The organism is Leifsonia sp. ALI-44-B (assembly GCF_001984125.1).
In the GTDB taxonomy this organism is placed as follows: domain Bacteria; phylum Actinomycetota; class Actinomycetes; order Actinomycetales; family Microbacteriaceae; genus Okibacterium.
The window spans coordinates 550,198-572,529 of the sequence record NZ_MTQL01000007.1; the positions used below are offsets into that span (position 1 = coordinate 550,198).

Here is a 22,332-nt window from a genome sequence, read left to right on the forward strand (position 1 = left end):
CGACAAGCAACCCCGCTTTGTTGGGTGGCCTCAGTCCTCTGTGGAGCGGATTGTCTCAGCGTGCGCCGAGTCATCGCCTCGCGCCTTTTGACGTCGCTCTCGTCGTGTTTCCTGGCGTCGGGACAGGGGATACTTCGCGTCCAGATGGGGTTCGAGGTAGATCCTCCGTATTGCGGCCAGGATGAGATAGCCGCCGGTCCAGTAGCTCAGGAACAGAACAAAGCCCTGAGCAAATGTGAAGCTGAGCAAAGTCAGCACAATGCCGATTCCGACATAGAGCCAGCGCCAGGCAGTTGTGATCCGGTCGCGTGCCGCTTGCTGTTCATCGACGCGGCTTTGCATTGAGTCGACCCGGTTACTGAGGTCTTCACTATCGATCGTAGAGAAGAGACTTCGCACTGGAACCATCAGGGCATCTGCGACGAGGGAAAGTGTTTCCAGGCTCGCGTCCTGCCCTGCCTCGAGTCTTTGAACGGTCCGAAGGCCGACGCCGCTCTCGTTTGCGAGCCGTTCTTGGGTCCACCCCTTAGCCTGTCGGAGTTCGATTATTCGTGTTTGATTCATAGTTCAACCATTGCTTGGCCCTTCATGTCAGCGCCACGTCACCGGGCCGCCAATCGGCCGCCAGCGAGCCGCCATCGAGCCGCCTCCGACCCGCCACCGGTCTTGTGTAGCAGTTCGATGTGGCGAAGCATCCCATATCGATGTTGGCACAGCCGGCGGCTACTCCGTCGCACGTTGGATCGAGAGCGGGTACTTCCGGTCGAGGCTCGGCCCGACAACCCCAGAGCAACCCAGGTTGACAAACCGGTTCTTAGCAACATAGGTTGACGGCATGGAGTCCTCACAGATTGCGGCCGTGGCAGCCGACACCAGCGACCCGAAAGCAGGGTTGCGGGCCGTGGCATCGTTGCGGGTTCTCGCCGACACGTTGGAGCTTCGGCAAGTCGAGGCCGCACTGCGGGCGGGGATGACCTGGCAGGACATCGCTGACGCGCTCGGGGTGACGCGGCAGGCGGCCCATAAGAAGCACTCCAAACGAGTCGACCCCACGATCCCGATCCCCAGGAGGAACGCATGAGCAAGTTCGTTCGCGCCGCTCAGACCAGTCAATCTCTGTCCCTCGCCGCTATGGAGGAAGCATCCCGAGCAGGGCTTCGCGTAGCGGACCTCGAGCACCTGTTCCTCGCCCTCGTCATCAGCGATCAACCCGCTGGAGCCTCACTGCGCAGCATGGGCATCGACATCGAGGGCGCCCGCCGTGCCGTCGAGGAGGCGCATGCGGCCCAGCTGGCATCACTCGGCATCGAGGCTTCATTCCCCGAGGCCGGACGGATCGTGTTTCACGAGACAGACGGATATGAGTGGAGCAAGCGCGCTTCCGACCTCTTCGCGCGCTCCGTCGAGAAGGACAGGAACGGCGACGCCGCCGCCGTGCTGCGAGAACTCGTCTCCGAGCCCAGCGGACTGATCGCCGACATCCTCAACCGCCTCGGCACGACACCTCAGGCTGTGCTCGAACACCTCGAACACCTCGAACAGTTCGACGCGACTGCCGAAAGAACGGCGACCAAGCCCACACAGGTGAAGGGACGGGCGTCAGGGTCGATCGAGGCATTCGTTTCAGCGCCGATCGACGACGTGTGGAAGTTGCTCGCGGACCCGGCACGCATCCCCGATTGGGAGATGAGTGTCGGCTCCATCGACGATGCAGCCCAGGACGTCACGCCCGGTACGGTGTGGCACGGCGTCGCTCCCGCAAGCCGCCCGGATGGCAAGCCGGTGAAGGTGAAGCCCGGGTTCCGCCGCCGCAGCATCGAACTCGTCACAGCGCACCATCCGGGGAGGATCGCGTGGAGCTTCGCCTACCCCGATGCCCCGCACAGCAATGCTGTTCTGACGGAGTTCACCTTGGAGGCCACGACTGGCGGCACCCAGGTGAAGATCATCAAGTCATGGGCGCGACGCCCGGGGTGGAGAAGGCTCGTCGCTTTACCCCTGCGCCCCATTCAAAAGTTCCTCGTGTGGATCACCCTGTTCCAGACGGGCGGCGCGATCAGCCGCGCATTCCGCTGACCCGAGAAGCGACACCTCAGAGGCGACGTGGAGGCGTGACTACTGCCCGCCTCCCCCGCTGATCACAGCGCCGGGCGTGAGAAGAGGTTGACGAGGTTGCCGTCCGGGTCGCGGAAGAGCGTGGACCTGTTGCCCCACGGCATGGTCGTCGGCGGCAATGCCACGTCGTCGAGCACGTCGTGGAGGCGAGCGAATTCGGCGTCGACGTCTGTGACGAGGAATTCGATGATGATCGAGTTATTGCTGGCCGGCTGCGGGGCGCTGTCGCCGAGCATGGCAACCGTCGCCGTGCTGGCTATCGCCACGGTGCCCGAGGTCGTTCGAAGTTCGGCGAATACCGGGGCAGGCCGCGTGGCTGTGACTCCCGTCACCGCCTCGTAGAAGCGGGTGAGGCGGTCGACGTCGTGCGTGATGATGCGGATTGATGCGAGGTCCATGATTATCCTTCCAGCCGCGCCATCCGGCCCGACCTCATCAGTGTGCGGGCCCCGAGCGACAACGTCGTGTCGGTGTTTAGGCCGTATCTTGGCCCGGCCCAATCGCTCGGAGCCGTCCCTCGACGATGCCGAGATCCTCGGCGCGCAGGGTTCGACGCGGTGCCCGCTCACTCAGAGGCTCGGCGTCGGCGATCCGGTCGCCCCGGAACGCGCGAAGACCGTCGCGCAGCCGACACCATGCGATCAGGTACCAATTGTCACCTTTGCCGACGAACCCCATCGGTTCGACATCCCGCTCGGTGGTGCCGCCATCCCGGTCGGTGTACGAGATGCGAAGAACGTGCCCCGTGCGCAATGCTGCAGCGAGACCACTGGGCGCTTCGGTCGGCTTGTCGTCGCCGAGCAGATGGATGCGCGAAGCCAGGTCGGCCGTTTCCCTCAATCTGCGATCGTCCGTGACGGCGACGATCTTGCGCAGAGCCGACGTCGCCGAATCCCGAAACGGGCTCGCGGCCAGGGTGCCCAGGGCAACCATCATGGCGAGCGCCTCGTCGACCGTGAACCCGAGCGGTGCGAGGGTGTGCGTTGTGTCGAGGCAGTATCCGCCTGTGCGGCCGGGTTCTGCCCAGATCGGCACCCCGCTCTGCTGCAGCACCGACAGGTCTCGCTCGATGGTGCGCGAGCTCACCTCGAATCGCTCGGCAAGCCACCGAGCGCTTCTCGGTCGTGGCGCCACGGCCCGCAGCTCCTCCACGAGCGCGTAGAGCCGATCGGTGCGTGTCATACCCCGACCCTAGTTCCCGCTCAACCCCACTGCTCCCAGCGATTCACACCGCGGATGTCTTCAGCTCAGGTGCGCGACGCCGGAAAGTTGCTCAGACTTTGACCACAGGGCTGCTGCGGGGTTGCGGCATTTCCGCCCCGCCGCAGCCCCGCGAGTTCGCGGCTAGGCGGCCGCTCGGCGCGCGGCGAGTTTGCGACCGCTGTCGGCGGCGTTCCGCTCGGCCAGGTCTCTGAGCTCGTCGGCGATGTCGGTGAACTGGTCGAGGGCCGGGTTCACGCCCACGAGGGTGAACGCGCGGGTGACGACCTCGAGGTCGAGCTTCCACACATCCTCGAGGATGCGGCGCATCCAGGAGGTGGCGTGGTCCCAGCCCTCGCGCGGAGTTCCGGCGGCGTAGTTGCCGCCTTGAACGGTGACGAGCACGGCGGGTTTGCCGGCGAGCGCGTCGGGGGCGCCGGGGGCGAGGCGCGGATCGGTGATGAGAAGGTCGACGTAGGCCTTGAAGTGCTGCGAAACCCCGAAGTTGTAGAGGGGCACCGCGAAGAGCAGGGTGTCGGCGCCGATCAGCTCGTCGGCCAGGGTCGCGGCCAGCTGCACGGCGGCGACCTGCTGGGGGGTGCGATCGGTTTCCGGGGTCATCGACGCGGCGACGGCATCGGCCCAGGCGGTGGCGGGGATCGGGTCGACGCCGATGTGACGGCGCGTGATCGCGGCGTCGGGGTGGGCGGCGGTCCACTCAGCCTCTACGACGTCGCCGAGCGCGCGGCTCGTGGAGCCCTCGATGCGGATGCTGGCGTCCAGACGGAACAAAGACATGGTTCTCCTTCTCGGTCTGCCGGACTCGTGATCCGGCATGGGTTACGATTAGTGACTATTCAGCACCGTTGCCCGTTACGGCAACTGAGGCCCTGTTACCGCGGGGTAACCGAGAGGCACGGCGTGACCGATCTGACCGAGCGCGACCTGACCCTCATCAGCGCCATGAACGAGCGGCTCGGCGACACGATGCCCGCCATGGCGCGGCTCTGCACCGGCGAGTCACCAGAGCTGTTCCGATCACTCCTGTCTCGCATCGGCGACAAGTGGACGCTGCTCGTCATCGGCATCCTCGGAACGGACCGCCGGCGGTTCACCGAGATCGCCGAAATGATCCCGGGCATCTCCCGCCGCATGCTCACCGTCACCCTGCGCGCGCTCGAACGCGACGGCCTCATCACCCGCACGGTCTACGCCGAGGTGCCGCCCCGGGTCGAATACGAACTCACCGACATCGGGCGTTCCCTGCAGACGCTCGCACTCTCCCTCGCCGAGTGGGTGAGTGACAATCAGCACCAGATATCCGACCACCGCCGCCGATTCGACGACGCCGCGCAAGGCATCTCCGACGAAGCCGAGCATGGCCAGAGCGCGCCGGCACGAGCGAATGGGTCTTGAAGGCACACCTGCTTCTGAAGTCGCGCCGATCTGATCTGGTCGCGCTAGCCGACGAGCTGAGTGACGGTCTTGGATGCCGCATCCCACCGTCGCAGCGCCGTCACCTGTCCGTGCAGCTCACCGGCAACAAGCGCCCGTGCCGCGGGAATGTCTGACACCCGCAGTCGTCGCGCGAGCGTCACGTGCGGCGTCCACTCCCCCGGCCGCGTGTGCGGGGCATCCTCATCCATAGGCGTATCGTCGCCCTCAAGAGCGCCAGTGCGATCAGAGGCCCGGAGCGGCACATCTTGGCTGCCGCGCGCACCGGCGACCTCACGCCGATCCGGGCCCTCCCCGACCGCAACGCCGGCGTGCAGCATCCGATGCAGTTCCTCCAGCTCGGGCGTGAGCGCGACCGGGCGCACGAAGACGCGACGATCGCCCTCGCCGAACAGGATGGGCTCGCCCAACGTCACCGCGAGCGGCAGGGTGGCGGCGATGCGGGCGAGCAGCGCGGCATCCAGCGGCGCGAGAGTCGGCCGCACGAGCAGCGTCACGTGCGGCCGGTTGCTCGGGGAGGCGTGCGGCGCGAGGCTCGACATGCGCGCATCGGCGAGCGCCGCCCACTCCGCACGCACCGCATCCTCGGTTGCCTGGTCGAGGAGGAGTTCGAGGCTGACGACGTCGCTCATAGCGGGCGAGCCTAGCGCGAAGAATCGCCAACAATCACGAACGCCAGCGGCCCCGCCGGTCACCGCAGCCTCGCGGGAGCGAAGAACGGTCGCGCTCGGACGCTTTTCCGCCAGCTTCTCCCGGCGCATCCCCGCGCGCGCCGTCCTCCTGAATAATGAGCCCATGAGCGACTACGACGGCACCACCCCGATCTCGCACCACTCCGACGACCACAAGGACGGGCCCACCACAAGCGCGCGTCGGGTCATCGACCTGAGCCATGTCATCCGAGAGGGCCTCGTCACCTACCCGGGGCTGCCCGTGCCGACGTTCACCCCGCACCTCACGCGCGAGCACTCGCGCACGGTCTATGCCCCCGGCACCGAGTTCGCCATGGACATCATCACCATGATCGGCAACACGGGCACTTACCTCGACAGCCCCTTCCACCGCTACGGCGACGGCCCCGACCTGGCCGCCCTCGATCTCTCGACCCTCGTCGACCTGCCCACGGCCGTGCTGCACGTTCCGGATGCCGCGAGCCGAGGCATCCCGGCCTCAGATGTCGCCCGCCTCGTCGCCAATTGCAACCTCGACCTCGCGGGTTACGCGTTGCTCGTGCACACGGGTTGGGACACGCGCTTCGGCAGCCCCGAGTATGGTTCGGGCGCGCCGTTCCTGGCCGAGGACGCCGTCGACTACCTCATCGAGGCGGGGGTGGCGCTCGTGGGCATCGACTCGCTCAACATCGACGACACCGAATCGGGCGGCGAACGGCCCGTGCACTCGAAGCTTCTGGCGGCGGGCATCCACGTGGTCGAGCACCTCACCAACCTCGGCTCGGTGCCGACGACGGGCGCCCGCTTCACGGCGGCCCCGCCTTCGGTCGAGGGTTTCGGCACGTTCCCGGTGCGCGCCTACGCCATCGTCTCCTAGCGACGAGAGACGCGGGACGGGCCCTCTCTCGAGAACCGCCCGTCCCGACCGAACGCTCGAGCCCGAACCCCTGGGCCGCCGAACTCAGTGCGCGAGCTGGTGCACGCGCTGCTGCGAGATGCCGAGAAGCGCTGCGGCATCGACCTGCGTGACGCGTTGCTCCGAGACGAGCGAGCGCACGGCCCTCCTGCTGAGCTCGGCGGCCTGCCGGGATGCTTCGTCGGCCTGTTCGCGCAGCCGGCCCGCCTCACGCCACGCCTCGGCAACCTCGCTGGGGAGCTGGACCTCGACGCGGACTTCGATGTCGTCGGGCTCGAGATCGAGCAACGCCGACACCAGACCTGTCGCCATGTCGTCGATTTCGCGCACCGAACGCGCTTGCGTGACGGCCTGCAGTTCGTCGACGGTCACGATCCACCACCGGCCCTCGCGCCGCGCGGTCGCCTCGAAGCGACGCTTCGGCTTCGAATTCGAGCTCGTCATTCCTGCCACCAGTTACCTCCAGCTCTCGGGCGCACTCGGCACGACCTTGATGATCTGCCGCACCACACCGGGCGACACGGTTCCGTGTCTCGGAATCGCCAGCGTGAGCTGACCGCCTTCGCCGTCCGCTGGATCGGCAACCTCGGCCAGCGGCGGATCGCGCGCGACCGGCCAGACGCTCTCCGGCCAGCGCTCTAGGAGACTTCTGACACCGTCGACCCACGCCCGCGAGTCCCGGCAAGGTCGACGCTGCCGAGGCCGGACGAGATGTCAACGAGGTCGTATCGAGCGGCCAGAAGAAGCACCTGGGTGCGATCGCGCACCTGCCACTTGGCCATGACCCTACTGAGATGACTTTTCACGGTCGGTTCCGACAGCCGCAGATCGCGGGAGATCTCGCTGTTCGAACGGCCACCCGCCAGGGAGACCACGACCTGCATCTCGCGCCCCGAAAGTCCGTGCCGGCGCGGATCGGGAGCGGGCTTGCGGGCCGGCTGCTCTCGAACGAACCGGATGACCTCGCGAGACGCTCGAGCCGATAGAACCTCACACCCGGAGGCGACACTACGGATGGCTGTCGTGAGTTCCTCCGGTTCTCCGTCGGCCCACACCACTCCGGCCACGCCCGCACGCAACAGCGCGACCGCGGAAGCACCCCTCGAGAAGATCGCAACGATCCGAGCGTCCGGATCGTTGTCGAGCATCTGTTTTGCAACTTCAGCGCCGTTTGTTTCGGCCAGACACTGGCCGAGGACGATGATGTCGGGGCGAAGCGCTGCGGCCTGACGAACGACAGCTTGCACATCGCGTGCCTCTCCGACGACGGTCGACGCGGAGTCGCTGTTCACGAGCTCTCGCAGAGCGCGTCGCAGAAGAGTTTCTCGCTCCGCCACGAGAACCGTGACTCCGGCGTCAGACATAGCCCCTCCTCGACGACTCGAAGCTACTAGAGGCGCTCACCCTCTCGGGCGCGTGCCAAGCGCTTCGTGTGCCTGATCGCAGGTGCCCCGACCCAGATCGGCCGCTACCGTTCGCGCCCTCGCAGGCAGCTCCGGCCTCTTACTGAGGCTCAGAAGAACGATCTGGAGCCCCAGAAAAGTTACGAATACCGCCAGCTCGACGGCGTGTCGAAATCCTTCGCCGCGCCTCGACAGTCCCGCACCCGCCCGCCTGCCGCACGCCATTCGCCAGGAACCACCGATATAGCCAAAAGGATGACGACCCCCGCTCCATTCGAACGTTGTGACCACAACGAGGGCCACCTAGCGTCGTGAGCGACTTCTGATATTCCAACATCCGATTCAGGAGTCGTCCACCACAACGAGAGGAGCCCATATGGGCGCGGTACTGAGATTCATCATCTGGCTGGGAGCGCAGATCGGCCGATTCACGGCACGCACGATCAACCGGGTCATCGCCTGGGCACGGCGCAACGCGAAAACCGTTCAGCGCTGGATCGAGCGCGGCGTGAACTACGGCACAATCCTCATCTGGATCCTTCAGGCACTGGGAATTCAGTGACCGAAGCGCAAAGCGTGCGGCCCATCTTCTACATGGGCCGCACGCGGTGTGCAACTCTAGCCCACTCCAGATGGATGATTCGATGACGCCTGTGCCCCCTGCTGCCAGGGATCTGCTCGACAAGCACCTTCCTTCGGTTGCCCTTCGCTACCTCACGACCCGCTCGGCGATCGAGCTGGCAGCGGCCCTGCTCATCGGTGTCTCGGCACTCATCGCATTCCTGCCGCCTGCCTGGCTTGCCCCCGCCGTGGGCCTCCTCGCCGCCGCTGCCGCGGGAGGCTTCACCGTCGATTTCCGCGTCATCAACCAGATGCGCATGACCTACACGACCTATAGCGTCTCGGCCGATGTCGTTCTGATCGGCCGCGGGCGCTTCTTCCGGCGAACGACGTTCATCCCGACGGCCCAGATCCTCAATGTCGAGTGCACTCAGGGCCCGCTCCTCCGAGCTTTCGGCCTGATGACTGTCAGATTCGTCAGCATCACGGATGTCGAGCGCCTCGGCCCCCTCTCGGCGCAGGACGCCGAAGCAATCCGCCGCTTCGTGTTGGCCTCTCACGCACGTCACGACGGTGCAGGCGGGACGAGATGACCGTGCTCGGGGGAAAGACGCGAATGCCCCTCACCTATGTGGGGGCCGAACTCCTTCGGCACCTGCCCACCATGGGCGGACTCGTCGTGGGTGGCCTCATCTCCAGCTCTCGCCCGGAATCCTGGCCGGGCACCGCGGTCTGGATCGTCATCGCACCCCTCCTCGCCTTTCGCGTTGCCGAGCCTTTTTACCGGCGCCGGACTTTCAGCTTTGCCCTCTCAGATTCTGGAGTCCTCGTCGAATCGGGTTTGTTAGCCGTCCGCCTGCGTGAGCTGCGGTGGTCCTCCGTCACCGCCATCAACACGCATTCTCCGTGGGCTTTCGCCCAGTTCGGTCTCGTCGAGGTCGATCTCCTCCAAGCCGGCGAGGAGGAAACGCATGTCACGATCCCTGCGGTCACGACGGAGCAAGCCGATGCGTTCTTCGCTGAGTGGCAGCGGCACCGCGACACGCCAGCGGATCTCACGCCCGAACCCACGACACTGACTTCCGGCGACACTCTCGTCTATCGAGCGAGCGTCCTCGATCTGGTCATCGCGAGCGCGATTAACGGGCACCTCATCGCGGGCGGCGCAGCCGTTGCCCTCTCCACCTTCGATGCACTGGATACCGTGGGGCTCGCTCGCGACGCGCTCTCACTAGGGAGGATCGCCTTCGTTTTCGCTATCGCTACGTCGATCGCGCTGATCGCCGCGGGGGCAGTGCTGACCACCATCATCCGATTCGGCGGTTTCACCGTATGGGCAACACCGGAGGGGGCGACGGTTCTCCGATACGGGCTGTTCTCGCACCGAAGCCGTCGCGTCGATGCCGCCGCGATCCTCGGGGTAACGGTGAAGCGAAACCCGATGGAGGTTCTGCTCGGGCGCACCCGGCTGGCGATCGTCACCTCTGATTCGTCGCAGCACCTGGGGACGAATCTCCTACTTCCCTCCCTTCCCACAGCCGTGGTCGCACGCGTGCGCGCGACCGCTTTCCCGGGCTTCGAGGATTCCGAAGGCGCGGGCGCCGGCCGCCAGACGGCAGCGCGCATGGCATCGGTCGCAGCGCTCACGGCCGTCCCTCCCGTCCTCCTCGGTTTCGTCCTGGTTGGGGCGTACGAGTGGCCGCTCCTTCCCGCACTCGGCGCGGCTGCCGCTCTTGCCGCACTGATCGTCCTCGCGAGCCGCCTCGTCGGTCGGCGCTACACCCTGCACCCCGGCCCTCGAACCATCGGGGTGACGACCCGGCACCTCACCACGCGCACGGACACGATCCGTCTCTCGGCGGTGCACGTCGTCGACGACAGGCGCATCGCGGGCCGCCTCACCCTGTCGCGCATAAACATCTATGCGGGAGGACCCCGCACCTTTCGGCTCCTCGGCTGCGGCGCGGCAGACATCCGAGCGATACTCGGCCCGCCTGACGCGCCCGATCACCTTCCGAATGACCCGCCCGCCCAGAAAGGAACCGATCGATGATCGAGGTGAAAGACGTCTCGAAGACCTACGGTGGACGACAAGTTCTCGACGCCGTCTCGCTGGAGGCTCCCGACGGCTGCGTGACGGGTCTCGTCGGGCCGAATGGTGCCGGCAAATCGACCCTCTTGAAGGCCATCGCGGGGGTGTCGATTCCCGACGCGGGCAGTGTGCTCATCGACGGGATGTCGCGCGCGTCCTCCCCGCGTCCGCCACGGCAACTCGGCGCATTTCTCTCGGCCGAGGCCATACCGCCTCATCTCACGGGGCGAGCCTTCCTCCGGTTCGTTTGCGATCTTGCACACGTCCCGGCCGAGCGTGCGCAGGCGCTGCTCCAGGTCGTCGATCTGTTGCCCGCCCAGAACCGCCGCGTGCGCACCTATTCGCTCGGCATGAGGCAACGGCTCGGCATAGCGGCGGCCCTCGTCGCCGACCCGCGCAACCTCATCCTGGACGAGCCCATCAACGGTCTCGATCCCGAGGCGATCCAGTGGCTGCGGCAATTCCTCGTCGACGAGGCGAGACGGGGGCGGGCCATCCTTCTGTCGTCGCACCACATGGCCGAGCTCGCACTCGTCGCCGACCGCATAGCCGTGCTGCAAGACGGGTCGATCGTTCGCCATGGGTCGACGTCTTCCTTTGTCACGGCGACGCAACTCGATGTCTACATCGAGTCCGACCAACTCGCGGGCGCTCTGTCAGCTCTCGAGCGCGCCGGCCACGCCATCGTGGCGCAGGGAAGGGGTGCGGTCGTGCGCGGCGCCCGTCCCGACGAGGTCGGGCGCATCGTCTTCGGCGCGGGGATCGGCCTCAGCCACCTGTCGGCGCTGTCGAAGACGCTCGAGCAGACCTACTTCGAAACCCTCTCGACCCGCGACCCATCGAACGGACCATCGTGACAGCCCTCGCGCCCGACTCCTCGCCACTCGCCGAGAACACCGATGCTCAAACATTCGGTCACATTCTTGCCGCCGAACTGCGGCGAGCGCTGCGGGCCGGTGGTCATCGCGCCGCTGTGATCAGCGCGTGCCTCCTGGGCTTGACCGGGGCCGGGGTGAGTCTCCTGATTCTGACGGCGCTCGGGCCTCAGGTGACGCGCGACCTCGGTCACACGCTGCCGGCCGAGGTGGGGGCATCGTTTGCCGCCGTGGCCTTCGCGATCGCGATATCGGTCTCGGTTGCTCGGGAGAACACGTCCGGACTCGTCGCGACGGCGCTGGTCCTCGTGCCCCGGCGCGGTCGTCTGTTCGGGGCCCGCTGGCTGGCGATCGCGATCATCGGAGCTCTCTCCGCCGCGGCCAGCTCGACGACAGGTTACCTGCTCTCCGGCCTGGTTCTCGGGATGCAGCCACACTCTGGCCTGATTGCCGCGATCGGTGTCGTCACCTCGACGCTCGCTGCGGCATCCGTGATTTCGCTCGTCTTCTTCGGCGCGTCGCTGGCGAAAAATGTCGCCGCATCGAGCCTGGTGACGGTCGCGGTACTCGTCGGGGCGCCGCTCGTCCTCGGCATCGCTCAAGGGATTCCCGGCCTGAACGCGGTAGCCGGTGGCCTCAACGCCATCCTGCCGACCACGCTCTACTCCGCCGCGACCACGATCACCGCCGCTGCGCCATTTGTGCTCGGCCCGCTCGCGCTGGCGCAACTCGGTTTGGCGACCTGGGCCGCCCTCGCAGGTCTGGCGAGTTGGGTGCGTTTCAGTAGGTCAGACGTCTAGTCACTCGACGCGGTCGCGTCCACTGCGGCGCACGACGGAGCTTGCAATCGCGTGGGTGGCTACGGCCGCCGCGACGCCGCTGACCACGGCGATCAGGATGCGGATGATGAAGTGCAGATCGGTCCAGGCGGCCAACGCGATGCTGGCACCGGTTATGACGACAAAGAGCGCTATCGTCCCGAGGCGATCAGGGAGAGATTTCTGCTTTTCGTGCATACGCAACTCTAACATTTCGGTACTGTGCGTTCCGGAATTCGGACGCTCGCGAAGTGGCGGGGCCGTTAACTGGCCTCACCGTCGTCTCCCGTGTTAGTAGCGCTAACCCGCGTGCGTTAGCGTTTGAGGGTGGCGACGCGCGAACAGATCATCCGGGCAACGGCCGAGCTCTTGGCGGCGTCAGAGACGGGGGATGTCTCGACCCGCGAGATCTGCGAGCGCGCCGGCATCCAGGCGCCGACGCTCTATAGGCAGTTCGGCGATAAGGATCGGCTCATCGCGACGGTGGTCGACGAGGCGTTCTCGCGACACCTCGACCCCAAGCGCGTGCCAGCGCCGGACGCCGACCCTGTGCAGATCGTGCGCGACGACTGGGATGCGCACACCGCCTGGGCCCTCGAACATCCCGTGTTCTACCGCCTCATTTTCTCGCCGTTCGTGTCGGGCAGCCGGGCAGCGGCCGACGCGCACGCGTTCCTGCAGCGCGACCTCGAACGAGCTGCGGCCGTGGGCCTCCTGACAGCGTCGGCCTCGGTCGCCGCGCAGATGATCCTCTCGGCCAACGTCGGGGCCTGCCTCATGATCATCAACCGGAGCGCCGAGTTCGACGACCCGTCACTCTCCGGCCGACTGCGCGACGCCATCCACGCCCAGGTCTTCGGCGATTCGGTCTTCACCACACCGACGGGCGCCAACGCCGCGCGCACGGCCGCCGACACCGAGGCTCGACTCGCGGCCGTCGCCTCCACCCTGGCGGCACTCCTGCACGACAGCTCCCCCGCGGCCGAAGACCTCACGCCCGCCCTGTTCGCGACCCCGACCGACACAGACGACCCCACCGCCCGGCGAGCTCGCACGGGCTCGATCACGGCGGCGGGCACCGGAACGGGAAGGATCCTCAGCACCAACGAGCGCGCGCTCCTCCTCGACTGGCTCGAACGCCTCTCCTCGGCCGCGCCCGCCGACAAAAGCGCCTGACCGAGCTCACCCTTCGGCGATGAACTCCTCGAGCGTGGCCGAGAGGAGTTCGAACGACCAGCGGTAGGCAGCCTCGGGTTCGCGGCGGCCCAGGGCGGCGGCGAGCTCGTTGTGGCGGTGCGCCGACGGCGACGTGTATTCCGTGATCGTGCCGCGACGTTCGCGCGGGCGCGTGCGCAGGAGCGCCTCGACCGTGCCCGAGAAGTGGCCCATGACGGCGTTGCCCGACCCCCGCAAGATCAGCGAGTGAAACGCGATATCGGCCTGCAGGAAGCGGCGTTCGTCGCCCGCGGCGTTGGCGTCGACCATGGTGTCGGCGGCGGCCACGATGGCGGATGCCTCAGCATCCGTGATGCGGGCCGCGCACAGCCGCGCGGCCACCGGTTCGATACCCAGCCGCAGCTCGAGCAGTTCGCGCTGCTGCACGAAGTATTCGCGCCCGCGTCCGCGCCACGAAATGATCTGGGGGTCCATCAGGTTCCAGGCGTGGCGGGGCTGAACGAGGGTGCCGACGCGCTGCCGGGGCTCGACCATCCCGAGCGATTGGAGCACACGCAGGGCTTCGCGCAGCACCGAACGGGAGACGCCGAAACGGGCCGTCAGTTCGTCTTGGTTGAGCACCGAGCCGATGGGATAGATGCCGTCGACGATGTCTTCGCCCACGGCCGCGAGCACCTGCGCGTGCAGGCCGCGCTCGGTGGGGGCCGCGCCGCCCGTGTTCAGTGCCATCGCCATTCCTTTGCCGTCGGCCGATCGGGCGCGCGTCTTGACGCACCGCGTTCGGCGTGTAACACTTCCTGAGTCTGATTAATCAGATAAATAGGATCAACCTTTTCAGTTTCTACTATGCCCGACCTCGGTCGACATGTGAGACTGCCCTGACAATGGGGTCGCATCGAAGCGTCCCCGCGGGAGGACGAAGATGTACCCCTTCATTGCACCGATGGCCGACGACGCCATCCAGCCGGCCAGCAGTGAACCGCAGCTCATCATTGCGGCGCTCGTCGGCATTGCCATCATCATCACGCTGATCACCTGGTTGAAGGTGCATCCGTTCTTCGCCCTCACCGTGGGCGCCGTGGGCGTGGGCATCGGGGCGGGTCTCGCCCCGGGCGTGGCCGTCACCAGCTACACCACGGGCTTTGGCTCGACCATGGGCGGCGTCGGCGTGCTCATCGGCCTCGGCGCCATGTTCGGCAAGCTGCTCGCCGACTCGGGCGGAGCCGACCGCATCGTCGACACCCTGATCAAACGCGCCGGCCCCAAGTCGCTGCCGTGGATCATGGGCCTCATCGGCGCCCTCGTCGGCCTGCCGATGTTCTTCGAGGTGGGCCTCGTGCTCCTCATCCCCATCGTCATCCTGGTGGCCCGCCGCAGCGGCATCTCGCTCATCAAGGTGGCCATCCCCGCGCTGGCCGGCCTCTCGGTCATGCACGGCCTCGTTCCCCCGCACCCCGGACCCCTCGTGGCCGTCTCGACGCTCGGCGCCGACCTCGGCCTGACGCTCGCCTTCGGCATCCTCGTCGCCATCCCCACCGTCATCATCGCCGGCCCCGTCTTCGGAAACATCGCCGCCCGCTGGGTGGACGTGCCCGTGCCCGACCTGTTCGTCGCCGCGAAGGATGAGGACGAGAAGCGCCGTCGCCCGAGCTTCGCCGTGGCCGTCGGCGGAATCCTGCTGCCCGTCGTGCTCATGCTCGCGCGCAGCATCGCCGACTCCGTCGCCCCCGGAGACGAGGGCTCGTTCAAGGCATTCCTCGACTTCCTCGGCACCCCGATGGTCGCCCTGTCGATCGCGCTCGTCTACGCCATGATCTTCTTCGGCCGCAGCATGGGCCGCGCGGGCGTGCAGAAGTCGATGGCCTCCTCGCTTCCGGATGTCGCGGGCATCCTGCTCATCGTGGGTGCGGGTGGTGGTTTCAAGCAGGTCTTGATCGACACCGGCATCGGAACCGTCATCGCCAACGCCATCAACGACACGGGCATCTCGGTCGTGCTGCTGGCCTGGGTGGTCGCGGCCCTCATCCGTGTGGCCACCGGTTCGGCCACCGTCGCGACCGTGACCGCCGCCGGCATCCTGGCCCCCGTCGCCGCCAACCTGCAGGGCGCCGAGGTGTCGCTGCTTGTGCTCGCGATCGGCGCCGGATCGCTGTTCCTGTCGCACGTCAACGATGCGGGCTTCTGGCTGGTCAAGGAATACTTGGGCACGACCGTCGGTCAGAACCTGAAGACCTGGACCGTGATGGAGTGCATCATCTCGGTCGTCGGCCTGGGCGGCGTGCTCATCCTCGACATCTTCGTCTAGCCCGCACGCGCCGGCTCACACGCCGGCTCACACGCCGGCACGCACAGACCCGCAGCACCGCCACACGTCAGACTCGGAGGCATCCATGGAACCCATCACGCAGAACATCGACCTGAACGGTCGGCAGCCCGTGCTGGTGGTGATGGGTGTCTCCGGGTCGGGCAAGTCGACCGTGGCGGCGCTGCTCGCGGGGCAGCTGGGCTGGGACTTCGAGGAGGGCGATGACCTGCACCCCGACGCCAACGTCGAGAAGATGGCCGCCGGCACGCCCCTCACCGACGACGACCGGTGGCCGTGGCTCGACACCGTCTCGTCGTGGATCATCGAACACACCATGGCGGATGTTCCCGGCATCATCACGTGCTCGGCGCTGAAGCGTGTCTACCGCGACGTGCTGAGCGAAGACAACGTCATCTTCGTGCACCTGTTGGGGTCGAAGGAGCTCATCGGGACGCGCCTGACGAAACGCATCGACCACTTCATGCCAACGACGCTGCTCGACTCGCAGATGAACACGCTCGAAGCCCTGCAGCCCGACGAGCGCGGCATCCTGATCGACGCGGGTCGCAAACCCGCCGAGGAGGCCGCCGAGATCGTGCGGGCGCTCGGCCTGAAGCCTGCCGCCGGGTCGTCGGCGCTCGGTGCGATCAACCCGGGGCGCTCGACCGTCTGAGCCGACACGGAGGATCGCGGATGGTCCGGCGCCGCGGGTGTAGGCCCGCCCCTCCCGTGTGTCAATCCGCGACACCGCACCCGCCCCGCCCCGACGCGCGCGATTAGGCTTGTTCCATGGAACTCGGCGTCTACGCGGTGGTCGGCATCGCCGTCATCGTGGGGGTCGCGTACTTCTCGCGTCGCCTCGGCGTGGCCGCCCCCATCATCCTCGTCATCGTGGGCGTCGTGCTGTCCTATCTGCCGGGCGTGCCCTTCATCGAGGTGCCGCACGAGATCGTGCTCGACGGCGTCTTGCCGCCCATCCTCTATGCGGCCGCCATCAGCGTTCCCGTCGTCGACTTTCGACGCAACCTCGGCACGATCACGAGTTTGTCGGTCGTGCTCGTCATCGTCACGGCCTTCGCCACGGGTTTCCTGCTCTACTCGCTGCTGCCCGACCTCAACCTCGCGGCCGCCATCGGATTGGGCGCCATCATCAGCCCGCCGGATGCCGTGGCCGCCACCTCGATCGGCCGCCGCCTGGGTCTTCCCCCACGCATCCTGACGATGCTCGAGGGCGAGGGACTCGTCAACGACGCCACCGCCCTGGTGCTGCTGCGCTCGGCCACCGCCGCCGCGGCGGGCGGACTACTCACCCCCTGGGCCACGGTCGCCGACTTCCTCTACGCCGTCGTCATCGCCATCGTCGTGGGCCTCGTGGTCGGTTTCGTCACGGTGTGGGTGCGCACCAAGCTGCACGACCCCGTCTTCGACACCGCGATCTCGTTCGCCGTGCCGTTCGCGGCGTTCATGCCCACCGAATACCTCAACGCCTCGGGCGTCTTGGCCGTCGTCGTCGCGGGCCTCTACACCGGCCACGCGTCGCCGCGCTCGTTCTCGGCGCAGACGCGCATCAGCGACCGCATCAACTGGCGCACCGTGCAGTTCCTGCTCGAGAATGCCGTGTTCCTGCTCATCGGCCTCGAGATCCGCACGCTCATCGAACACGTCGACCCCACGATTCTGGGCGTGTGGGATGCCGTGGGCATCGGCGCCATCGCCACGGTCGCGCTCGTCGGCATCCGTTTCCTGTGGATGGGGCCGCTCGTCATGAGCCTGCAACGCCGCGCGCAACGGGCCGAGAAGCAGACCTATCAGATGTCGCTCGCGCTCATGTATTTCCGCACCGTGCCCCTGCGGAGTTCGTTCGAGGCGCGGCGCCTGAGGCGGGCCGAGCGGCAGTACGACCGGCGGCGATCCGACCTCGAGCAGCTGCGGCGCGAGAGCATCGACTGGCGTGGCGGGCTCGTGCTGAGCTGGTCGGGCATGCGCGGCGTGGTCACACTGGCGGCCGCGCAGTCGCTGCCCGAGGACACGCCCTATCGGGAGCAGCTCATCCTGATCGCCTTCACCGTGGCGGTGCTGACACTCGTCATTCAGGGCGGAACCCTACCCGCGCTCATCCGGTTGTTGCGCATCGAGGGCATCGATCAGGCGCAGGACCACCGCGAGCTGGCCGAGCTGCTCGACGAGATCAGCTATGCGGGGCTGGCGGTGCTCGACGACCCGAACGAGACGCTCGGCAGCACCGAAGAGATCGACCCCGACGTGATCGAGCGCGTGCGGCAGGCGTCTTTTCTGCGGGCCGAATCGGTGTGGGAGCGCACGCACGAGCTCGACTCCCCCGACGAGACGAGTCTGCGCTCCACGCCCCATCACCTCTATCGCACGCTGCGCTTGGCCGTCGTGGATGCCGAACGCGAACGCCTGCTCGAGGCCGCCAGCCGCGGGGCCTACCCGTCACGGGTTCTGCGCGAGGCCCAGTCCATGCTCGACCTCGAGGAAACGCGGCTGCGGCCGGCCCGCCCGAGCCACTGACCCGTCGACGCGTACGACCCCTCGACGCGTAGGGCCCCTCGACGTGCACGACCCCTCGACTTGCACGAAGCCCCGGGATTACGTAACTTTGGTTAGGCAATCCTTACTGCACCTTCCATCCCCACCCTGAGGCGCCGCATCCGAGGCCCGTTCAGCCGCTCGCGCCCTTCCGTGCGACGCCGGCGCCGAGCGGGGATGCGGGCTCTTCGAGAGGAACCCATGTCTCGCGCGTCCCGCTTTCTGACCATCTCCGCCACGGCAGTCCTCGCCGTCGGCCTCAGCGCCTGCAGCTCCGGCGGCGCCACCACCGGCTCCTCGTCGGACGGCGGTGACTTCGAGACCATCACCATCAAGCACGCCCTCGGCACGACGACCATCGACGCCAAGCCCGAGCGCGTTGCCACGGTCAACTGGGCCAACCAGGAAGTGCCGCTGGCGCTCGGCGTCGTGCCCGTCGGCATGGCCGCCGCCACGTTCGGCGACGACGACGACAACGGCATGCTGCCCTGGGTCGAGGACAAGCTGAAGGATCTCGACGCCGAGGCCCCCGTGCTCTTCGACGAGACCGACGGCATCGACTTCGAGGCCGTGGCCGACACCAACCCCGACGTCATCCTCGCCGCCTATTCGGGCCTGACGCAGGAGGACTACGACACGCTCAGCGAGATCGCCCCCACCGTCGCCTACCCCGAGACCGCGTGGGGCACGCCGTGGCGCGAGATGATCGAGATCAACAGCGAGGCCATGGGCATGAAGGCCGAGGGCGAAGAGCTCGTGGGCAAGCTCGAGAAGGAGATCGCCGACACCGCGGCCAAGTTCCCGCAGCTCGAGGGCACGACCGCCATGTTCCTCACGCACGTCGACAGCACCGACCTGAGCGAGGTCAGCTTCTACACGACCCACGACACGCGCGTCGCCTTCTTCGACGACCTGGGCCTCAGCCAGCCGAAGAGCATCGAGGATGCCTCGGCCACGACCGACCTCTTCTCGCTCACGCAGAGCGCCGAGCAGGCGGATGCCTTCAACGACGTCGACGTCATCGTGACCTACGGCGACGACACGCTCGTCGCGGCCCTCGAGGCCGACCCCGTGCTCTCGCAGATGCCCGCCGTGAAGAACAAGGCCATCGTCGCCCTGCCGAGCACGGGCCCGCTCGGCACCGCGGCCAACCCGACGCCGCTGTCCATCTCCTACGTTCTCGGCGAATACACCGAGCTGCTCGCGCAGGCCGCAGACAAGCAGTAGTGGTCCTGACGACGCCTGAACGCGCCGAGGATGCCGCCATCGTGCGGCGTCCTCGGCGTCTTCGTGGTGTCTGGCTGCTGGTCGCGCTCGGCGTCTTGGCCCTGGCCATGTTCGCGTCGCTCACGATCGGCTCGCGCGATGTCGATGTGTCGGATGTCCTCGCAGCGCTCGGAGGAGGCACCGACGGGTTCGCCGAGGCGTCGGTGGCCAAGCGCATCCCCCGCACGTTGCTCGCGGTCGTCGCGGGAGCCGCCCTCGCGGTCTCGGGCGCCGTGATGCAGGGCGTGACGCGCAACCCGCTCGCCGACCCCGGCATCCTGGGCGTCAACATGGGTGCCTCGCTCGCCGTCGTCATCGGCATCTCCTTCTTCGGCCTCACGGCCGCGAGCGGCTACATCTGGCTCGCCCTTGCCGGTGCCGCGATCGCCGCGGTCTTCGTCTATACGATCGGCTCGCTCGGCCGCGACGGAGCCACCCCGCTCAAGCTGGCCCTCGCGGGTGCCGCTACGTCGGCCGCCCTCGCCTCGTTCGTGAGCGCCATCGTCATCCCGCGCGGCGACGTGTCGGCCAGCATCCGCTCGTGGCAGATCGGCGGCGTCGGCGGCGGCACGTTCGCGAGCCTCGAACAGGTGGCGCCGTTCCTGCTCGTCGGTTTCGCCATCTGCATCCTGTCGGCACGCGGCCTCAACTCCCTCGCGCTCGGGGACGATCTGGCCGCCGGTCTCGGCGAACGGGTCGCCCTGGCGCGCGGTTCGGCGGCCCTCGGTGCCGTCATCCTGTGCGGGGCCACGACGGCCATCACGGGTCCGATCGCGTTCGTGGGCCTCGTCGTGCCCCACGCCGTGCGTCTCATCGTGGGTGTCGACCACCGCTGGCTCATCCCGTTCTCGGCCGTCGCCGGCGCCATCCTGCTGACGGTCGCGGATGTCGTGGGCCGCATCATCGCGCGCCCCACCGAGATCGACGTGGGAATCTTGACCGCCCTCATCGGGGCGCCGTTCTTCATCTGGATCGTGCGCCGCCAGAAGATCAGGCAGCTATGACGTCGAATGCCCTGCGCCCCTCCTCGCCGACCTCTGATCTGACCTCGGATGCCGCGGGCCGCCGTCTCGTCGACGAGGTCGCGCGAAACCGCATCCGCCGTGGCCGCCGTCGCCGCACCGTGATGATCGTGCTGGCCCTGGCCGTCGTGGCCGTCTTCGTCCTCAGCCTCATGGTCGGCCAGACCTTCTACACACCCCTCGACGTGTGGCACGTGCTGATCGGCGAACAGGTTCCCGGCGCCAGCTTCACGGTCGGTCGCCTGCGCCTGCCGCGGGCCACCCTCGCGATCGCGGCCGGGCTGTGCTTCGGCCTGGGCGGCGTCACGTTCCAGACCATGCTGCGCAACCCGCTGGCCAGCCCCGACATCATCGGCATCAGCGCCGGTGCGAGCGCCGCGGCGGCCTTCGCCATCGTCACGCTCTCGCTCGACGACGCCCAGGTCTCGGCCTTCGCCATCGTCGCCGGCCTGGCGGTCGCGCTGCTCGTCTACGCGCTGTCCTATCGCGGCGGCGTGGCCGGCACGCGCCTCATCCTCATCGGCATCGGCGTGGCCGCCATGCTCGAGAGCCTGACGACCTGGGTGCTGTCGGGCGCGGCACAGTGGGACCTGCAGGAGGCGACGCGCTGGTTAACGGGCAGCCTCAACGGAGCGAGCTGGCCTCAGATCATCCCCGTGCTCATCGCTCTCGCCGTGCTCGGCCCCGTGCTGCTCGCCCGGTCGCGCGACCTGTCGACCACGCAGCTCGGCGACGACACGGCCGCGGCCCTGGGCGTGCGCGTCAACGTCACGCGCCTGGCGGTCATCGTCACGGCGGTCGGACTCATCTCCTTCGCCACGGCGGCTGCCGGGCCCATCGCCTTCGTAGCCTTCCTGTCGGGCCCCATCGCGGCGCGACTCGTGGGGCCGGGCGGCTCGCTGCTCATCCCCTCGGCCCTCGTGGGCGCGCTGCTCGTGCTGGTCGCCGACTTCGCCGGGCAGTATGCCTTCGGCTCGCGTTTTCCCGTCGGCGTCGTGACGGGCGTGCTCGGGGCGCCCTACCTGATCTGGCTCATCATCCGCTCGAACCGCTCCGGAGGCTCCCTGTGACCGAACAGCACACGCTCGTCGTCGAACGGCTCGTGTTGGGCTACGGCGACCGCGTCGTGATCGACGGCCTCGACCTCGTCATCCCGACCGGCCGCATCACCGCGATCGTCGGTGCCAACGCGTGCGGCAAGTCGACGCTGCTGCGCTCGATGTCGCGGTTGCTCACGCCCCGCGGCGGCTCGGTGCTGCTCGACGGCAAGCAGATCCACAAGATGCCGCCCAAGCAGCTGGCGCAGACGCTCGGCCTGCTGCCGCAGTCGCCCATCGCGCCCGAGGGCATCACGGTGTCGGATCTCGTGGGGCGCGGCCGGCATCCGCACCAGGGCATCTTCTCGCGGTGGAGCACCGACGACGATGCGGCCGTTGCGGCCGCACTCGAGGCCACGGGCATCCTCGATCTCGCCGAGCGTTCGGTGGACGAGCTCTCGGGCGGCCAGCGCCAGCGCGTCTGGATCGCCATGGCCCTGGCGCAACAGACCGACCTGCTGCTGCTCGACGAGCCGACGACGTTTCTCGATGTGAACCACCAGGTCGAGGTGCTCGACCTCCTGACCGATCTCAATCGCGCGCGCGGCACGACCGTCGTGATGGTGCTGCACGACCTCAACCTCGCGGCGCGCTATGCCGACAACCTCGTGGCGATCGCGGATGGCGCGGTGCACGCCGCCGGGCCCGCCGCCGAGGTTCTCACCGAGGATTGCGTGCGCGCGGTCTTCGGCCTGGACAGCCGCGTGATCGTCGACCCCACGTCGGGCGCGCCGCTCATGCTGCCCATCGGCAAGCACCACGTGCAGGCCTGAGGGCGTTTCGGTTTCGTGAGGATGTCGGCGGGTTCCG

General features: G+C 67.7%; 26 protein-coding genes. 17 read left to right on the forward strand and 9 right to left on the reverse strand.

What is annotated here, in order from left to right; all coding sequences use genetic code 11:
* Positions 1 to 30: 30 nt before the first annotated feature.
* A complete protein-coding gene (locus ALI44B_RS09590; protein WP_077054483.1) occupies positions 31 to 564 on the reverse strand; it encodes a helix-turn-helix domain-containing protein in 534 nt (177 codons plus the stop codon).
* A 271-nt stretch (positions 565 to 835) separates the two neighbouring features.
* Here ALI44B_RS09590 and ALI44B_RS09595 point away from each other — a divergent pair, with 271 nt between their 5' ends.
* Together ALI44B_RS09595 and ALI44B_RS09600 are read left to right on the forward strand one after the other, a co-directional pair.
* Positions 836 to 1,081: a hypothetical protein gene (locus tag ALI44B_RS09595; RefSeq protein WP_077054484.1), complete on the forward strand. Its 246-nt coding sequence runs from the start codon at positions 836 to 838 to the stop codon at positions 1,079 to 1,081.
* Positions 1,078 to 2,076 carry an SRPBCC family protein gene (locus ALI44B_RS09600; RefSeq protein WP_077054485.1) on the forward strand — a complete coding sequence of 333 codons (999 nt, stop codon included), beginning with the start codon at positions 1,078 to 1,080 and terminating at the stop codon, positions 2,074 to 2,076. The genes ALI44B_RS09595 and ALI44B_RS09600 overlap by 4 nt, the downstream gene beginning before the upstream one ends.
* Before the next feature lie 62 nt (positions 2,077 to 2,138).
* Here ALI44B_RS09600 and ALI44B_RS09605 read toward each other — a convergent pair whose 3' ends face one another.
* The 3 genes from ALI44B_RS09605 to ALI44B_RS09615 all read right to left on the reverse strand — a co-directional run bounded on the left by ALI44B_RS09605 (position 2,139) and on the right by ALI44B_RS09615 (position 4,113).
* On the reverse strand, positions 2,139 to 2,513 hold the full coding sequence (locus tag ALI44B_RS09605) for a VOC family protein (protein ID WP_077054486.1): 375 nt from the start codon (positions 2,511 to 2,513) through the stop codon (positions 2,139 to 2,141).
* A 76-nt stretch (positions 2,514 to 2,589) separates the two neighbouring features.
* Complete coding sequence (locus ALI44B_RS09610; RefSeq protein WP_077054487.1) at positions 2,590 to 3,297, reverse strand: helix-turn-helix transcriptional regulator; 708 nt, start codon at positions 3,295 to 3,297, stop codon at positions 2,590 to 2,592.
* Between the two features lie 162 nt (positions 3,298 to 3,459).
* Positions 3,460 to 4,113, reverse strand: coding sequence for an FMN-dependent NADH-azoreductase (locus ALI44B_RS09615; protein WP_077054488.1), 654 nt, complete (start codon positions 4,111 to 4,113; stop codon positions 3,460 to 3,462).
* A gap of 123 nt (positions 4,114 to 4,236) precedes the next feature.
* On the opposite strand from ALI44B_RS09615, the gene ALI44B_RS09620 reads away from it, so the two are divergent.
* Positions 4,237 to 4,731, forward strand: coding sequence for a winged helix-turn-helix transcriptional regulator (locus tag ALI44B_RS09620; RefSeq protein WP_238592176.1), 495 nt, complete (start codon positions 4,237 to 4,239; stop codon positions 4,729 to 4,731).
* A gap of 44 nt (positions 4,732 to 4,775) precedes the next feature.
* Here the strand turns inward: ALI44B_RS09620 and ALI44B_RS09625 are convergent, their stop codons facing one another.
* The gene (locus ALI44B_RS09625; RefSeq protein ID WP_077054489.1) at positions 4,776 to 5,402 is read right to left on the reverse strand and encodes a 2'-5' RNA ligase family protein; all 627 of its coding nucleotides are present in this window, start codon (positions 5,400 to 5,402) and stop codon (positions 4,776 to 4,778) included.
* A gap of 163 nt (positions 5,403 to 5,565) precedes the next feature.
* Here ALI44B_RS09625 and ALI44B_RS09630 point away from each other — a divergent pair, with 163 nt between their 5' ends.
* The gene (locus ALI44B_RS09630) at positions 5,566 to 6,318 is read left to right on the forward strand and encodes a cyclase family protein (protein ID WP_083709841.1); all 753 of its coding nucleotides are present in this window, start codon (positions 5,566 to 5,568) and stop codon (positions 6,316 to 6,318) included.
* Between the two features lie 84 nt (positions 6,319 to 6,402).
* Here ALI44B_RS09630 and ALI44B_RS09635 read toward each other — a convergent pair whose 3' ends face one another.
* Both ALI44B_RS09635 and ALI44B_RS09640 read right to left on the reverse strand, forming a co-directional pair.
* Positions 6,403 to 6,801, reverse strand: coding sequence for a hypothetical protein (locus ALI44B_RS09635; RefSeq protein ID WP_077054490.1), 399 nt, complete (start codon positions 6,799 to 6,801; stop codon positions 6,403 to 6,405).
* Between the two features lie 194 nt (positions 6,802 to 6,995).
* Positions 6,996 to 7,721, reverse strand: coding sequence for a LuxR C-terminal-related transcriptional regulator (locus tag ALI44B_RS09640; RefSeq protein WP_077054491.1), 726 nt, complete (start codon positions 7,719 to 7,721; stop codon positions 6,996 to 6,998).
* A 415-nt stretch (positions 7,722 to 8,136) separates the two neighbouring features.
* Here ALI44B_RS09640 and ALI44B_RS09645 point away from each other — a divergent pair, with 415 nt between their 5' ends.
* The 5 genes from ALI44B_RS09645 (at position 8,137) to ALI44B_RS09665 (ending at position 12,088) form a co-directional block, all read left to right on the forward strand.
* On the forward strand, positions 8,137 to 8,322 hold the full coding sequence (locus ALI44B_RS09645) for a hypothetical protein (protein ID WP_077054492.1): 186 nt from the start codon (positions 8,137 to 8,139) through the stop codon (positions 8,320 to 8,322).
* Positions 8,323 to 8,404: 82 nt separating this feature from the next.
* Positions 8,405 to 8,914: a PH domain-containing protein gene (locus ALI44B_RS09650; RefSeq protein WP_077054493.1), complete on the forward strand. Its 510-nt coding sequence runs from the start codon at positions 8,405 to 8,407 to the stop codon at positions 8,912 to 8,914.
* Positions 8,915 to 8,937: 23 nt separating this feature from the next.
* Positions 8,938 to 10,374 carry a PH domain-containing protein gene (locus ALI44B_RS09655; protein WP_179100249.1) on the forward strand — a complete coding sequence of 479 codons (1,437 nt, stop codon included), beginning with the start codon at positions 8,938 to 8,940 and terminating at the stop codon, positions 10,372 to 10,374.
* Entirely contained in the window at positions 10,371 to 11,270 is a 900-nt protein-coding gene (locus ALI44B_RS09660) for an ABC transporter ATP-binding protein (RefSeq protein WP_077054495.1), read from the forward strand. The genes ALI44B_RS09655 and ALI44B_RS09660 overlap by 4 nt, the downstream gene beginning before the upstream one ends.
* Positions 11,267 to 12,088, forward strand: a complete 822-nt coding sequence (locus tag ALI44B_RS09665) for a hypothetical protein (RefSeq protein WP_077054496.1) — start codon at positions 11,267 to 11,269, stop codon at positions 12,086 to 12,088. Before ALI44B_RS09660 ends, ALI44B_RS09665 begins: the two co-directional genes overlap by 4 nt.
* Here the strand turns inward: ALI44B_RS09665 and ALI44B_RS09670 are convergent, their stop codons facing one another.
* Complete coding sequence (locus tag ALI44B_RS09670; RefSeq protein WP_179100250.1) at positions 12,089 to 12,304, reverse strand: hypothetical protein; 216 nt, start codon at positions 12,302 to 12,304, stop codon at positions 12,089 to 12,091.
* Between the two features lie 129 nt (positions 12,305 to 12,433).
* Between ALI44B_RS09670 and ALI44B_RS09675 the strand changes: the two genes are divergently transcribed.
* The gene (locus ALI44B_RS09675; protein WP_077054498.1) at positions 12,434 to 13,282 is read left to right on the forward strand and encodes a TetR/AcrR family transcriptional regulator; all 849 of its coding nucleotides are present in this window, start codon (positions 12,434 to 12,436) and stop codon (positions 13,280 to 13,282) included.
* 6 nt (positions 13,283 to 13,288) lie between these two features.
* Here ALI44B_RS09675 and ALI44B_RS09680 read toward each other — a convergent pair whose 3' ends face one another.
* On the reverse strand, positions 13,289 to 14,011 hold the full coding sequence (locus tag ALI44B_RS09680) for a FadR/GntR family transcriptional regulator (protein ID WP_179100251.1): 723 nt from the start codon (positions 14,009 to 14,011) through the stop codon (positions 13,289 to 13,291).
* A gap of 193 nt (positions 14,012 to 14,204) precedes the next feature.
* Here ALI44B_RS09680 and ALI44B_RS09685 point away from each other — a divergent pair, with 193 nt between their 5' ends.
* The 7 genes from ALI44B_RS09685 to ALI44B_RS09715 all read left to right on the forward strand — a co-directional run bounded on the left by ALI44B_RS09685 (position 14,205) and on the right by ALI44B_RS09715 (position 22,295).
* Positions 14,205 to 15,587 carry a GntP family permease gene (locus ALI44B_RS09685; protein ID WP_077054499.1) on the forward strand — a complete coding sequence of 461 codons (1,383 nt, stop codon included), beginning with the start codon at positions 14,205 to 14,207 and terminating at the stop codon, positions 15,585 to 15,587.
* Between the two features lie 85 nt (positions 15,588 to 15,672).
* Positions 15,673 to 16,260: a gluconokinase gene (locus tag ALI44B_RS09690; protein WP_077054500.1), complete on the forward strand. Its 588-nt coding sequence runs from the start codon at positions 15,673 to 15,675 to the stop codon at positions 16,258 to 16,260.
* A gap of 116 nt (positions 16,261 to 16,376) precedes the next feature.
* Positions 16,377 to 18,119 (forward strand): cation:proton antiporter, encoded by a 1,743-nt coding sequence (locus ALI44B_RS09695; protein ID WP_077054501.1) that lies wholly within the window; start codon positions 16,377 to 16,379, stop codon positions 18,117 to 18,119.
* A gap of 219 nt (positions 18,120 to 18,338) precedes the next feature.
* The gene (locus ALI44B_RS09700; RefSeq protein WP_077054502.1) at positions 18,339 to 19,364 is read left to right on the forward strand and encodes an iron-siderophore ABC transporter substrate-binding protein; all 1,026 of its coding nucleotides are present in this window, start codon (positions 18,339 to 18,341) and stop codon (positions 19,362 to 19,364) included.
* On the forward strand, positions 19,364 to 20,407 hold the full coding sequence (locus tag ALI44B_RS09705) for a FecCD family ABC transporter permease (protein WP_238592177.1): 1,044 nt from the start codon (positions 19,364 to 19,366) through the stop codon (positions 20,405 to 20,407). The genes ALI44B_RS09700 and ALI44B_RS09705 overlap by 1 nt, the downstream gene beginning before the upstream one ends.
* Positions 20,404 to 21,495, forward strand: coding sequence for a FecCD family ABC transporter permease (locus ALI44B_RS09710; RefSeq protein ID WP_083709852.1), 1,092 nt, complete (start codon positions 20,404 to 20,406; stop codon positions 21,493 to 21,495). Before ALI44B_RS09705 ends, ALI44B_RS09710 begins: the two co-directional genes overlap by 4 nt.
* A complete protein-coding gene (locus ALI44B_RS09715; RefSeq protein WP_077054503.1) occupies positions 21,492 to 22,295 on the forward strand; it encodes an ABC transporter ATP-binding protein in 804 nt (267 codons plus the stop codon). The genes ALI44B_RS09710 and ALI44B_RS09715 overlap by 4 nt, the downstream gene beginning before the upstream one ends.
* Positions 22,296 to 22,332: the final 37 nt, after the last annotated feature.

Excerpts from the sequence above, each read along its gene's own strand:
- ALI44B_RS09590 (WP_077054483.1), bottom strand. The coding sequence starts at position 564 with ATGAATCAAACACGAATAATCGAACTCCGACAGGCTAAGGGGTGGACC.
- ALI44B_RS09595 (WP_077054484.1), top strand. The coding sequence starts at position 836 with ATGGAGTCCTCACAGATTGCGGCCGTGGCAGCCGACACCAGCGACCCG.
- ALI44B_RS09600 (WP_077054485.1), top strand. The coding sequence starts at position 1,078 with ATGAGCAAGTTCGTTCGCGCCGCTCAGACCAGTCAATCTCTGTCCCTC.
- ALI44B_RS09605 (WP_077054486.1), bottom strand. The coding sequence starts at position 2,513 with ATGGACCTCGCATCAATCCGCATCATCACGCACGACGTCGACCGCCTC.
- ALI44B_RS09610 (WP_077054487.1), bottom strand. The coding sequence starts at position 3,297 with ATGACACGCACCGATCGGCTCTACGCGCTCGTGGAGGAGCTGCGGGCC.
- ALI44B_RS09615 (WP_077054488.1), bottom strand. The coding sequence starts at position 4,113 with ATGTCTTTGTTCCGTCTGGACGCCAGCATCCGCATCGAGGGCTCCACG.
- ALI44B_RS09625 (WP_077054489.1), bottom strand. The coding sequence starts at position 5,402 with ATGAGCGACGTCGTCAGCCTCGAACTCCTCCTCGACCAGGCAACCGAG.
- ALI44B_RS09630 (WP_083709841.1), top strand. The coding sequence starts at position 5,566 with ATGAGCGACTACGACGGCACCACCCCGATCTCGCACCACTCCGACGAC.
- ALI44B_RS09635 (WP_077054490.1), bottom strand. The coding sequence starts at position 6,801 with ATGACGAGCTCGAATTCGAAGCCGAAGCGTCGCTTCGAGGCGACCGCG.
- ALI44B_RS09640 (WP_077054491.1), bottom strand. The coding sequence starts at position 7,721 with ATGTCTGACGCCGGAGTCACGGTTCTCGTGGCGGAGCGAGAAACTCTT.
- ALI44B_RS09645 (WP_077054492.1), top strand. The coding sequence starts at position 8,137 with ATGGGCGCGGTACTGAGATTCATCATCTGGCTGGGAGCGCAGATCGGC.
- ALI44B_RS09650 (WP_077054493.1), top strand. The coding sequence starts at position 8,405 with ATGACGCCTGTGCCCCCTGCTGCCAGGGATCTGCTCGACAAGCACCTT.
- ALI44B_RS09655 (WP_179100249.1), top strand. The coding sequence starts at position 8,938 with ATGCCCCTCACCTATGTGGGGGCCGAACTCCTTCGGCACCTGCCCACC.
- ALI44B_RS09660 (WP_077054495.1), top strand. The coding sequence starts at position 10,371 with ATGATCGAGGTGAAAGACGTCTCGAAGACCTACGGTGGACGACAAGTT.
- ALI44B_RS09670 (WP_179100250.1), bottom strand. The coding sequence starts at position 12,304 with ATGCACGAAAAGCAGAAATCTCTCCCTGATCGCCTCGGGACGATAGCG.
- ALI44B_RS09680 (WP_179100251.1), bottom strand. The coding sequence starts at position 14,011 with ATGGCACTGAACACGGGCGGCGCGGCCCCCACCGAGCGCGGCCTGCAC.
- ALI44B_RS09685 (WP_077054499.1), top strand. The coding sequence starts at position 14,205 with ATGTACCCCTTCATTGCACCGATGGCCGACGACGCCATCCAGCCGGCC.
- ALI44B_RS09690 (WP_077054500.1), top strand. The coding sequence starts at position 15,673 with ATGGAACCCATCACGCAGAACATCGACCTGAACGGTCGGCAGCCCGTG.
- ALI44B_RS09695 (WP_077054501.1), top strand. The coding sequence starts at position 16,377 with ATGGAACTCGGCGTCTACGCGGTGGTCGGCATCGCCGTCATCGTGGGG.
- ALI44B_RS09700 (WP_077054502.1), top strand. The coding sequence starts at position 18,339 with ATGTCTCGCGCGTCCCGCTTTCTGACCATCTCCGCCACGGCAGTCCTC.
- ALI44B_RS09710 (WP_083709852.1), top strand. The coding sequence starts at position 20,404 with ATGACGTCGAATGCCCTGCGCCCCTCCTCGCCGACCTCTGATCTGACC.